At 47.4% G+C, this 12,120-nt stretch carries 8 protein-coding genes, 1 tRNA gene and 3 rRNA genes; all 12 read left to right on the forward strand.

Annotation, left to right across the window (positions count from 1 at the left end; genetic code table 11):
- Nucleotides 1–93 precede the first annotated feature (93 nt).
- Nucleotides 94–1,524 (forward strand): anthranilate synthase component I family protein, encoded by a 1,431-nt coding sequence (locus FLK61_RS00825; protein WP_176007678.1) that lies wholly within the window; start codon nucleotides 94–96, stop codon nucleotides 1,522–1,524.
- Nucleotides 1,521–2,117 carry an aminodeoxychorismate/anthranilate synthase component II gene (gene pabA / locus FLK61_RS00830; RefSeq protein WP_176007679.1) on the forward strand — a complete coding sequence of 199 codons (597 nt, stop codon included), beginning with the start codon at nucleotides 1,521–1,523 and terminating at the stop codon, nucleotides 2,115–2,117. Before FLK61_RS00825 ends, pabA begins: the two co-directional genes overlap by 4 nt.
- Nucleotides 2,102–2,956, forward strand: coding sequence for an aminodeoxychorismate lyase (gene pabC / locus FLK61_RS00835; protein WP_176007680.1), 855 nt, complete (start codon nucleotides 2,102–2,104; stop codon nucleotides 2,954–2,956). The genes pabA and pabC overlap by 16 nt, the downstream gene beginning before the upstream one ends.
- 25 nt (nucleotides 2,957–2,981) lie before the next feature.
- Nucleotides 2,982–3,833 (forward strand): dihydropteroate synthase, encoded by an 852-nt coding sequence (gene folP, locus FLK61_RS00840; protein WP_249777653.1) that lies wholly within the window; start codon nucleotides 2,982–2,984, stop codon nucleotides 3,831–3,833.
- Nucleotides 3,834–3,851: 18 nt separating this feature from the next.
- Entirely contained in the window at nucleotides 3,852–4,226 is a 375-nt protein-coding gene (gene folB, locus FLK61_RS00845) for a dihydroneopterin aldolase (RefSeq protein WP_176007682.1), read from the forward strand.
- On the forward strand, nucleotides 4,223–4,735 hold the full coding sequence (folK, locus tag FLK61_RS00850; RefSeq protein WP_176007683.1) for a 2-amino-4-hydroxy-6-hydroxymethyldihydropteridine diphosphokinase: 513 nt from the start codon (nucleotides 4,223–4,225) through the stop codon (nucleotides 4,733–4,735). The genes folB and folK overlap by 4 nt, the downstream gene beginning before the upstream one ends.
- On the forward strand, nucleotides 4,705–4,911 hold the full coding sequence (locus tag FLK61_RS00855) for a helix-turn-helix domain-containing protein (RefSeq protein WP_176007684.1): 207 nt from the start codon (nucleotides 4,705–4,707) through the stop codon (nucleotides 4,909–4,911). Before folK ends, FLK61_RS00855 begins: the two co-directional genes overlap by 31 nt.
- Before the next feature lie 144 nt (nucleotides 4,912–5,055).
- On the forward strand, nucleotides 5,056–6,561 hold the full coding sequence (gene lysS / locus FLK61_RS00860; protein ID WP_176007685.1) for a lysine--tRNA ligase: 1,506 nt from the start codon (nucleotides 5,056–5,058) through the stop codon (nucleotides 6,559–6,561).
- A gap of 459 nt (nucleotides 6,562–7,020) precedes the next feature.
- Nucleotides 7,021–8,586: ribosomal RNA gene (locus tag FLK61_RS00865) — 16S ribosomal RNA — on the forward strand.
- Nucleotides 8,587–8,827: 241 nt separating this feature from the next.
- Nucleotides 8,828–11,763: ribosomal RNA gene (locus FLK61_RS00870) — 23S ribosomal RNA — on the forward strand.
- A gap of 123 nt (nucleotides 11,764–11,886) precedes the next feature.
- Nucleotides 11,887–12,003: ribosomal RNA gene (rrf, locus tag FLK61_RS00875) — 5S ribosomal RNA — on the forward strand.
- Together the 16S, 23S and 5S rRNA genes with 1 tRNA gene alongside form the textbook arrangement of a ribosomal RNA operon.
- Nucleotides 12,004–12,010: 7 nt before the next feature.
- Nucleotides 12,011–12,086 (forward strand) — tRNA-Val (locus FLK61_RS00880).
- The last annotated feature ends 34 nt before the right edge of the window (nucleotides 12,087–12,120 follow it).

Raw genomic sequence — 12,120 nt, forward strand, 5'->3', positions numbered from 1 at the left:
TCCTGTATTGTTGCACCACCTTAACTCGCCCCTTATAATGAAAGAATGAAGAAACAATGAAATGTCAAAACTAGGTCACTATGAGGTGGAAGTATGTCTTTTCGCAACGCGTACGGTCGAGCAATTAAATGGGATACAACGTGGTTTACTGTTTATCGATCCCTTTCCAAAAAACATCGTCATACGATACTTTTAGAAAGTGGGAGAGGTGGCCGCTACTCGATCATGGGGCTGACTCCGTTTGCGGAGCTTGTCGGAAAGGACGGCGTCCTTACAGTGACGGAAAGCGACACGAAGCAGTATGAGGGGCCTTTACTTCAAAGCCTTAGAGACTGGCTTAGCTATTATGAGGTGACCCGTAGTGATTCACTTCCAGAGTTTTGTGGAGGTGTCGTTGGGCAGTTTAGCTATGATCTCGTACGAGAAATTGAGAAGTTACCAACGCTTGCGAAGGATGATCTTGCTACGGCTGACCTTCATCTTTTTGCCTACGATCAGCTTTACGTTTACGATCATCAAACAAACGAGCTATGGTTTATTGCTATTGCGGATTCTTTTGAAAAAGCGGATACCATGATGGAGGAGCTTGAGACTGCTTGGGTTCGTTCCTCTCATGACACATCAGAATGGGACAAGGCCACGACCCACGTTTCTCCCAAAGAGGGGCGTAAAGAGGCTGTTAGGTCCTTCTCTGAAAGAACGTTTACGCGCGCTGTCGAAAAAGTGAAGGGCTACATTGAGTCGGGTGATGTCTTCCAAGTGAATTTGTCGGTCCGAGAATCAAGGGAGCTTTACACAGAGCCGATGCACGTGTATGAATGCTTAAGAGAGCTGAATCCATCACCTTATATGGGATATATGGAGACGCCAGACATCCAGTATGTTAGCGCTTCGCCGGAGCTACTTGTAAAGGTGAAGGGGCGTGAAGTAAGTACGCGTCCGATCGCGGGTACGAGGTCTAGAGGGCGAGACGATGCAGAGGATCAACGGCTAGCGGATACACTTTTGCAGAACGAGAAGGAGCGGGCCGAGCATATTATGCTTGTTGACTTAGAGCGAAATGACTTAGGTCGCGTATGTTCTTATGGTTCAGTAAAGGTTGATGAGCTGATGGTGATCGAGAAATACTCGCATGTCATGCACATTGTCTCGAACGTCATTGGTACGAAGGCGGAAGGGATCGATGCATTAGATGTGTTAGCAGCTACCTTCCCAGGTGGAACGATTACTGGCGCACCTAAGATCCGGACAATGGAGATAATCGAGGAGTTAGAGCCCGTCAGGCGTGGAGCCTACACAGGATCCATGGGATGGATCGGATTTGACGGCGACATGGAAGTAAACATTACGATTCGCACGATGATCGTGAAGGATGGCATGGCGCATGTCCAAGCAGGAGCAGGAATAGTAATTGATTCAAACCCGAGAGCTGAGTATTTAGAATCGCTGAAGAAAGCGAAAGCGTTATGGAGAGCCAAAGAGATGAGTGAAGAAGAGATAGAGCATAGGAGGGTACGATCATGATATTAATGATAGATAACTACGATTCATTTACGTATAACTTAGTGCAGTATTTAGGAGAAATGGGAGAAGAACTGGTGGTTCGCCGAAATGATCAGATTACCATTGAGGAAATTCGCGAGATGAGTCCTGATTATTTGATGATTTCACCAGGACCTTGTTCGCCTAATGAAGCGGGCATCAGTATGGAGGCGATCGAAGCGTTTAAAGGGGAGATTCCGATCTTTGGCGTCTGTCTTGGTCACCAGTCTATTGCACAAGTATTCGGTGGCGATGTTGTGAGAGCGGAGCGTCTCATGCATGGGAAGACATCGGAGATTCTTCATAAAGGAGAGTCTGTGTTTGCTGGCCTCGAGAATCCTTGTATTGCAACGCGCTATCATTCGCTTATTGTAAAACGGGAGACCTTGCCTGATTGTTTAGAAATAACAGCAGAAACAGCTGAGGGAGAGATCATGGGTCTTCGTCATAAGGAATTACCGATCGAAGGTGTACAGTTTCACCCAGAATCAATCATGACAGATACAGGTAAACGCATGCTTCGTAACTTCTTAGATCACTATAAGGAAGAGTCAAAAGCATGTACCTCTATATAAATGGAGAGATCAAACGGGAGGAAGACATTCGGATTTCTCCCTTTGATCATGGTTATTTATATGGGCTGGGGTTATTTGAGACGTTTCGGACGTATCAGGGAGAGCCATTTCTTTTAAGAGAGCACATGGAGAGACTCACGATGGGAGCGGAAGAGCTCCAGATCGTCCTTCCGCCAAGGCTAGAAGAAGATATTCATGCAGCCCTTGTGCCTTTATTACGTAGTAATGACTTAGAGGACGGGTATTTTCGTTTAAATATCTCTGCTGGAGCGAGAGAGATCGGCCTCTCGACAGACCCTTATTTAGAGCCAACTATTCTACTTTACGTCAAACCACTTCCTAAAACAAAGCCATCCAACAAGCAACTTCAAACCCTACAGCTTCGGAGGTCTACCCCTGAAGGTGCCTCGAGGCGTAAATCTCACCATTATCTGAATAATATTTTAGGAAAAAGGGAAACGGAAGCATACAACGAAGGGATTTTCTTATCCAAGAACGACGTTGTGTGTGAAGGCGTTGTTTCGAATATTTTTTGGGTTAAGAACAAGTGTTTGTATACCCCGTCCTTGCGCACCGGGTGTCTAAATGGTATTACTCGTAAAACAGTGATGTTATTAGCCGAGCAGAGCGGTTTCTCTGTTTATAGTGGAGAGTTTTCTCTAGCAGAAGCACAGAAAGCAGACGAAGTGTTTATAACAAATGCGATTCAAGAGATTGTCCCGGTATCTGCTTGGGACAGTATAGTATTTAATCATCCTGGACCAGTCACACAAACTCTTCATGAGCACTATACGCAGATGGATAAATCGATATTAACGTTGCAAAAGTTTACAGACTAAAATACACGAAAAACAGGTGATGAGCATGTATAACCAGTCGAAAATAACATGGGATAGATTTGAGCTGGATTTTTCTCGTAAAACGTATATTATGGGGATTTTAAATGTGACACCAGACTCCTTTTCTGACGGTGGAAGCTATTCCGAGGTTGATCGGGCTGTCATGCACGCGCAAAAAATGGTCAGTCAAGGTGCGGACATTATTGATCTTGGCGGAGAATCTACGCGCCCTGGTGCTACAAAAGTAGAGGAGCTTGAGGAGCTACAGCGAGTCCTGCCCTCCATCCGAGCTATTCGAGAAGCATTAGATACGCCAATTTCTATAGATACGTATAAAGCCACGGTCGCAGAAGAAGCTATCTTAGCTGGCGCTAATATTATCAATGACGTTTGGGGTGCAAAAGCGGACCCTCGCATGGCCGAGGTAGCGGCTCGCTACGATGTACCGATTGTTTTAATGCACAATCGAGAAGCTCATCCGTACAACGATATTATTGAGGATATGAAGAAGGACCTGTTGGAGTCCGTAGATATTTGCCTTGCTGCTGGCGTGAAGGCGAACCGAATTATCTTAGATCCAGGTATCGGCTTTGCTAAAACCCACGAAGAAAACCTGTACGTGATGCGACATTTATCAGAATTTACGACCCTTGGATTTCCACTGTTATTAGGTACATCAAGGAAATCATTAATAGCAAAAACATTAGATTTACCAGTAGACCAGCGCGTTGAAGGTACAGGAGCAACAGTGTGTCGCGGTATCGACCAGGGCTGCAGTATCGTTCGCGTACACGATATTTTAGAGATGAGCAGAATGGCTAAAATGATGGATGCAATGGTTGGGAAAGGCGATAATTCACTCGCTAAATCTATGTAGGGAAATGGAGAGGATCGAATGGATAAGGTATATGTACAAGGCATGGCATTCTACGGATTTCATGGTGCATTTAAAGAAGAAAATAAGCTAGGGCAACGCTTTTATGCAGATGTCATTATGGAAATGGATACGAAAAAACCTGGTAAAACAGATGATCTAGATGACACGGTTAACTATGCGTTAGTATATGAAACTGCGAAAGAAGTGTTAGAAGGTGATCCTGTAAAGCTTGTCGAGACGTTGACAGATAAGCTATCTCGTCTCATTTTAGAACGCTTTGAGCTCGTTCAAGCCGTGACGGTTAAAATTACAAAGCCAGATCCGCCCATTCCAGGTCACTATGACTCCGTAGCAGTAGAGGTTCGTCGCGAACGAGGATTTGAAGAGCTGTGAAAAAAGAAATAACGGCGTACATTAGCATAGGCTCAAATATAGGGGATCGGGCTCAAGAGCTGAGATCCTCTATTGACTATTTAAACGAGCACGACTGTGTTCGTGTCACAAAAGAATCCTCTATCTATGAGACAGCTCCCGTTGGCGTTACGGATCAACCAGAGTTTTTAAATATGGTCGTGGAGATACATACATCACTTCGTCCACTCGACCTTTTAGCGTACACGCAGTCTATTGAGAAGCGGATGGGAAGAGAACGTAAGGAAAAGTGGGGGCCGCGCACGATAGACCTTGACATTTTGCTGTTTAGCAACGAGAATATTGAGTTGGAATCATTAAAAGTCCCTCACCCTCGCATGAATGAGCGGGGATTTGTTCTTATACCCCTTCAGGAAATCGCACCAGGCCTACGTTATCCAGATGGGGCCAGCATTGAGGCAGACATTCACGAATTAACAGATAAAGAAGGTGTGAGAAAGTGGAAGAGCAACTTTGGGGGAGACGTATAAGAGCGTTTCGCAAACTAAAGGGCATGACGCAAGAAGATCTCGCTTCTAAGGTCGGTGTCTCTGTATCGGTATTAGGAGATGTAGAGCGTGGCGTACGAATGCCAGAAGAAAAGCTATTAAAACAAGTTACGAAAACACTAGGTGTCACATATGCGGAGTTTACCTCTATTAAGTAATGGAATAAATCGTTTATACTTATAGATGACAAAGCATTATTTGAGAAGGGGCTGTCTAACGACCTGATAAGACAGTCCCTTCTTAATAAAGATATGGTTGAAGGACGTCTGAATAAGAACGACGTTTATTTATTGAAGGAGCTGATGAAGGTGAGTCAAGAATTCGAATCCACGGACCAACTGCAGGTGCGTCGTGAAAAACTACAAAACCTATTAGATTTAGGGATCGATCCATTCGGTGCCAAGTTTGAGCGTAGTCACGCTGCAAAAGACATCCTTGAATCCTATGGTGAAATGGAGAAGGAAGCATTAGAAGAAAAGGCGGTTGACGTTACAATCGCAGGGCGAATGATGACAAAGCGAGGCAAAGGGAAAGCTGGTTTTGCTCATATTCAAGATCTAACTGGTCAAATCCAACTGTATGTTCGTAAAGATGCAGTAGGAGACGAGCAATATGATCTTTTCACACGCGCAGATATTGGAGACATTGTCGGAGTAAAGGGACAAATCTTCAAAACAAAGGTTGGAGAGCTGTCTATTAAAGTACAAGACCTTCAAATGCTGTCTAAGTCATTGCGTCCACTTCCTGACAAGTATCATGGCTTAAAGGATGTCGAGCAACGTTATAGACAGCGTTACGTGGATCTTATTATGAATCCAGAGGTGCGCGATACATTCGTTACTCGTAGCCGCATTCTTCAGTCTATGCGCCGTTACCTAGACGACCAAGGCTTCTTAGAGGTAGAAACACCAACGATGCATTCCATCCCTGGCGGAGCTTCTGCGCGCCCATTTGTTACACATCATAATGCGCTAGATATGACGTTGTACATGCGTATTGCTATTGAATTGCACCTGAAGCGGCTTATTGTCGGTGGCCTAGAGAAGGTATATGAAATCGGCCGTGTTTTCCGCAACGAGGGTGTATCTACACGACACAACCCAGAGTTTACGATGATCGAGCTTTATGAGGCGTATGCAGACTACGAGGACATTATGGCTCTTACAGAAAATCTAGTGGCGCATATTGCGAATGACGTACATGGATCTACGAAGGTAGTCTATAATGACGTAGAAATTGATTTAACACCGAAATGGACAAGACTTCATATGGTAGATGCTATTAAAGAAGAGACAGGTGTAGACTTCTGGCAACAAATGACCGATGAAGAAGCGCGTGCATTAGCAAAAGAACACAAGGTACCTGTTAAAGATACGATGAAGTTTGGCCACGTAGTCAATGAGTTCTTCGAAATGTTTGTAGAAGAAAAGCTTATTCAGCCTACATTCATATATGGACACCCATTAGATATTTCTCCTTTGGCGAAGAAAAATGAAGAGGACCCTCGCTTTACGGATCGTTTCGAACTATTTATTGTAGGTCGCGAGCATGCGAATGCATTTACAGAGCTTAATGACCCAATTGATCAGCGCGCAAGATTCGAAGCGCAGCTCGTTGAACGTGAACAAGGTGATGATGAAGCACACATGATGGACGAAGACTTTGTAGAAGCACTTGAATACGGGATGCCTCCAACAGGTGGTTTAGGGATCGGTATCGATCGTCTCGTTATGCTGCTAACAAATTCTCCATCTATTAGAGACGTTCTTCTCTTCCCTCAAATGAGAAACCGCGAAGGCGAAGAGTAAGAGTCACGTTAGTAAAAGCGCGTCCTGGCTCTCGCCGGACGCGCTTTTATTCTTTAGAAAGAAGAGTTATATGTCATGAGGAATTCATTCAGTTTAAAGAAAAAATAATTGTTTTAAACTTTTTTTAAAAAATGTATTGCCAAAGAAACAGTTATCGTGATATATTATTTCTTGTCGCCGAGACAACACGACGACGAAAGACAAACACAGAAAAAACTTTTTAAAAAAGTTATTGACTCGATTAAGAGGCTGTGTTAATCTAATAAAGTCGCCAAAACGAGCGGCAAGCAAGAAATTGCTCTTTGAAAACTAAACAAAAGACGAAGCGAAGGAATTAAAAGAGATGAAAACCATCTCGTCAATTTTTTTTAAATGAAGAACCTAGTTCTTCAAAATGAATCGCTAGATTCGTTGTTCGAGTTTACTCGAACGTTAGTCAGAAGTTCAAACTTCGACGATTTATCGGAGAGTTTGATCCTGGCTCAGGACGAACGCTGGCGGCATGCCTAATACATGCAAGTCGAGCGCAGGAAGCATCACGATCTCTTCGGAGTGAATGATGTGGAATGAGCGGCGGACGGGTGAGTAACACGTGGGCAACCTGCCCTGTAGACTGGGATAACTTCGGGAAACCGAAGCTAATACCGGATAATCAAAGGAACCGCATGGTTCCCTTGTAAAAGTTGGGTTTTACCTAACACTACAGGATGGGCCCGCGGCGCATTAGCTAGTTGGTAAGGTAATGGCTTACCAAGGCGACGATGCGTAGCCGACCTGAGAGGGTGATCGGCCACACTGGGACTGAGACACGGCCCAGACTCCTACGGGAGGCAGCAGTAGGGAATCATCCGCAATGGGCGAAAGCCTGACGGTGCAATGCCGCGTGAACGATGAAGGTCTTCGGATCGTAAAGTTCTGTTATGAGGGAAGAACAAGTGCCGCACGAATAGACCGGCACCTTGACGGTACCTCACGAGAAAGCCCCGGCTAACTACGTGCCAGCAGCCGCGGTAATACGTAGGGGGCAAGCGTTGTCCGGAATTATTGGGCGTAAAGCGCGCGCAGGCGGTCTCTTAAGTCTGATGTGAAAGCCCACGGCTCAACCGTGGAGGGTCATTGGAAACTGGGAGACTTGAGTGTAAGAGAGGAAAGTGGAATTCCATGTGTAGCGGTGAAATGCGTAGATATATGGAGGAACACCAGTGGCGAAGGCGACTTTCTGGCTTACAACTGACGCTGAGGCGCGAAAGCGTGGGGAGCAAACAGGATTAGATACCCTGGTAGTCCACGCCGTAAACGATGAGTGCTAGGTGTTAGGGGTTTCGATGCCCTTAGTGCCGAAGTTAACACATTAAGCACTCCGCCTGGGGAGTACGGCCGCAAGGCTGAAACTCAAAGGAATTGACGGGGGCCCGCACAAGCAGTGGAGCATGTGGTTTAATTCGAAGCAACGCGAAGAACCTTACCAGGTCTTGACATCCTCTGCCACTCCTAGAGATAGGACGTTCCCCTTCGGGGGACAGAGTGACAGGTGGTGCATGGTTGTCGTCAGCTCGTGTCGTGAGATGTTGGGTTAAGTCCCGCAACGAGCGCAACCCTTGACCTTAGTTGCCAGCATTTAGTTGGGCACTCTAAGGTGACTGCCGGTGACAAACCGGAGGAAGGTGGGGACGACGTCAAATCATCATGCCCCTTATGACCTGGGCTACACACGTGCTACAATGGATGGTACAAAGGGCAGCAAAACCGCGAGGTTGAGCAAATCCCATTAGCCATTCTCAGTTCGGATTGTAGGCTGCAACTCGCCTACATGAAGCCGGAATTGCTAGTAATCGCGGATCAGCATGCCGCGGTGAATACGTTCCCGGGCCTTGTACACACCGCCCGTCACACCACGAGAGTTTGTAACACCCGAAGTCGGTGAGGTAACCTTTATGGAGCCAGCCGCCGAAGGTGGGACAGATGATTGGGGTGAAGTCGTAACAAGGTATCCCTACCGGAAGGTGGGGATGGATCACCTCCTTTCTAAGGAGCATTAAGCTCAATCGAACTTCGCATTCGATCCTTTTGTTTAGTTTTGAGAGGGTAAGCCTCTCCGGAAGAACCCCTTGTGGGGTCTATTCCGAGTTGACCTTTGAAAACTGGATAGTAAGAACATGTAGAAAAGAATCACCGGAAAATCAATCCGTTTGGAAACAAACGAAAGGTTTTTCCGAGTGTCTTAGAAGATAGCCAAGAAGTAAAACGACGTCCTAACAGTAAGTTAGGTTAAGCGAATAAGGGCGCACGGTGGATACCTTGGCACTAGGAGCCGATGAAGGACGGGACGAACACCGATATGCTTCGGGGAGCTGTAAGTAAGCGTTGATCCGGAGATTTCCGAATGGGGGAACCCACTACCCGTAATGGGGTAGGATCCATATCTGAATCCATAGGATATGAGAAGGCAGACCCAGGGAACTGAAACATCTTAGTACCTGGAGGAAGAGAAAGCAAATGCGATTTCCTTAGTAGCGGCGAGCGAAACGGAATTAGCCCAAACCAAAAGGCTTGCCTTTTGGGGTTGTAGGACATTCCATACGGAGTAAGAAAGAGAGAGTCTAGACGAAGCGATCTGGAAAGATCCGCGGTACAAGGTAACAGCCCTGTAGTCAAAAGACTCCCTCCTCCGGAGTGTATCCTGAGTACGGCGGGACACGTGAAACCCCGTCGGAATCTGGGAGGACCATCTCCCAAGGCTAAATACTCCCTAGTGACCGATAGTGAACCAGTACCGTGAGGGAAAGGTGAAAAGCACCCCGAGAGGGGAGTGAAAGAGATCTTGAAACCGTGTGCCTACAAGTAGTTGGAGCCCGTTAATGGGTGACAGCGTGCCTTTTGTAGAATGAACCGGCGAGTTACGATTACGTGCAAGGTTAAGTTGAAGAGACGGAGCCGCAGCGAAAGCGAGTCTGAATAGGGCGACATAGTACGTGGTTGTAGACCCGAAACCGGGTGATCTACCCATGTCCAGGGTGAAGTCCAGGTAACACTGGATGGAGGCCCGAACCCACGCACGTTGAAAAGTGCGGGGATGAGGTGTGGGTAGGGGTGAAATGCCAATCGAACTCGGAAATAGCTGGTTCTCCCCGAAATAGCTTTAGGGCTAGCCTCGAGGGAAGAGTATTGGAGGTAGAGCACTGATTGGACTAGGGGTCCCCACAGGATTACCGAATTCAGTCAAACTCCGAATGCCAATTACTTATCCTCGGGAGTCAGACTGCGAGTGCTAAGATCCGTAGTCAAAAGGGAAACAGCCCAGACCATCAGCTAAGGTCCCAAAGTATACGTTAAGTGGAAAAGGATGTGGAGTTGCTTAGACAACCAGGATGTTGGCTTAGAAGCAGCCATCATTGAAAGAGTGCGTAATAGCTCACTGGTCGAGTGACTCTGCGCCGAAAATGTACCGGGGCTAAACGTATCACCGAAGCTATGGATTAACACCTTGGTGTTAATGGTAGGGGAGCGTTCCAAGGGCTGCGAAGCAAGACCGGAAGGACTTGTGGAGCGCTTGGAAGTGAGAATGCCGGTATGAGTAGCGAAAAGAGGGGTGAGAATCCCCTCCGTCGAAAGCCTAAGGGTTCCTGAGGAAGGCTCGTCCACTCAGGGTTAGTCGGGACCTAAGCCGAGGCCGAAAGGCGTAGGCGATGGCAAACAGGTTGATATTCCTGTACCACCACGCTTTTGTTTGAGCAATGGGGGGACGCAGGAAGGTAGGGAATGCGCACGATTGGAAGTGTGCGCTGAAGCAGTGAGGCTGGTAGATAGGCAAATCCGTCTACCGTAAGGTTGAGCTGTGATCACGAGCGAAATTTAGTAGCGAAGTTCCCGATCCTACACTGCCAAGAAAAGCCTCTAGTGAGAAAGCTGGTGCCCGTACCGCAAACCGACACAGGTAGGCGGGAAGAGAATTCTAAGACGCGCGGGAGAACTCTCGTTAAGGAACTCGGCAAAATGACTCCGTAACTTCGGGAGAAGGAGTGCTCTATTAGGGTGCAAGCCCGAGAGAGCCGCAGTGAATAGGCCCAAACGACTGTTTATCAAAAACACAGGTCTCTGCGAAGCCGCAAGGCGAAGTATAGGGGCTGACACCTGCCCGGTGCTGGAAGGTTAAGAGGAGGGGTTATCCCTTACGGGAGAAGCTCTGAATTGAAGCCCCAGTAAACGGCGGCCGTAACTATAACGGTCCTAAGGTAGCGAAATTCCTTGTCGGGTAAGTTCCGACCCGCACGAAAGGTGCAACGATTTGGGCACTGTCTCAACGAGAGACCCGGTGAAATTATATTACCTGTGAAGATGCAGGTTACCGCGACAGGACGGAAAGACCCCATGGAGCTTTACTGTAGCTTGATATTGGATGTTGGAACAGCTTGTACAGGATAGGTAGGAGCCTTGGAAACCGGAGCGCTAGCTTCGGTGGAGGCATTGGTGGGATACTACCCTGGCTGTTTTGACATTCTAACCTCGAACCGTGATCCGGTTCAGGGACAGTGTCAGGTGGGCAGTTTGACTGGGGCGGTCGCCTCCTAAAAAGTAACGGAGGCGCCCAAAGGTTCCCTCAGAATGGTTGGAAATCATTCGCAGAGTGCAAAGGCATAAGGGAGCTTGACTGCGAGACATACAGGTCGAGCAGGGACGAAAGTCGGGCTTAGTGATCCGGCGGCACCGTATGGAAGGGCCGTCGCTCAACGGATAAAAGCTACCCTGGGGATAACAGGCTAATCTCTCCCAAGAGTCCACATCGACGGGGAGGTTTGGCACCTCGATGTCGGCTCGTCGCATCCTGGGGCTGAAGTAGGTCCCAAGGGTTGGGCTGTTCGCCCATTAAAGCGGCACGCGAGCTGGGTTCAGAACGTCGTGAGACAGTTCGGTCCCTATCCGTCGCGGGCGTTGGAAATTTGAGAGGAGCTGTCCTTAGTACGAGAGGACCGGGATGGACACACCGCTGGTGTACCAGTTGTTCCGCCAGGAGCATAGCTGGGTAGCTACGTGTGGACGGGATAAGTGCTGAAAGCATCTAAGCATGAAGCCCCCCTCAAGATGAGATTTCCCATCACTTATAGTGAGTAAGATCCCTTAGAGATGATGAGGTAGATAGGTCTCGTGTGGAAGCATAGCGATATGCGGAGCTGAGAGATACTAATCGATCGAGGGCTTAACCAAGATATATAGTTTTACAGAAGGCGTCAACTAAGACGATTCTTCTTCTACATGTTCACTATCCAGTTTTGAAAGGTCAACGACCTTTATCTTTCTTGATTCGCATAGCGGAGCAAGAAATCATAGTCTAGTGACGATAGCAGAGAGGTCACACCCGTTCCCATGCCGAACACGGAAGTTAAGCTCTCTAGCGCCGATGGTAGTTGGGGGCTGTCCCCCTGTGAGAGTAGGACGTTGCTGGGCTTTATATGGAGGATTAGCTCAGTTGGGAGAGCACCTGCCTTACAAGCAGGGGGTCGGCGGTTCGAGCCCGTCATCCTCCACCATAAAACTTTTTTAAAATAAATATTGTAATAATCA

This window comes from Paenalkalicoccus suaedae (assembly GCF_006965545.2).
Classification (GTDB): Bacteria; Bacillota; Bacilli; order Bacillales; family Salisediminibacteriaceae; genus Paenalkalicoccus; species Paenalkalicoccus suaedae.

Coding starts and splice junctions, on each gene's coding strand:
- pabC (WP_176007680.1), top strand. CDS start 2,102: ATGTACCTCTATATAAATGGAGAGATCAAACGGGAGGAAGACATTCGG.
- folP (WP_249777653.1), top strand. CDS start 2,982: ATGTATAACCAGTCGAAAATAACATGGGATAGATTTGAGCTGGATTTT.
- pabA (WP_176007679.1), top strand. CDS start 1,521: ATGATATTAATGATAGATAACTACGATTCATTTACGTATAACTTAGTG.
- folB (WP_176007682.1), top strand. CDS start 3,852: ATGGATAAGGTATATGTACAAGGCATGGCATTCTACGGATTTCATGGT.
- FLK61_RS00825 (WP_176007678.1), top strand. CDS start 94: ATGTCTTTTCGCAACGCGTACGGTCGAGCAATTAAATGGGATACAACG.
- lysS (WP_176007685.1), top strand. CDS start 5,056: ATGAAGGTGAGTCAAGAATTCGAATCCACGGACCAACTGCAGGTGCGT.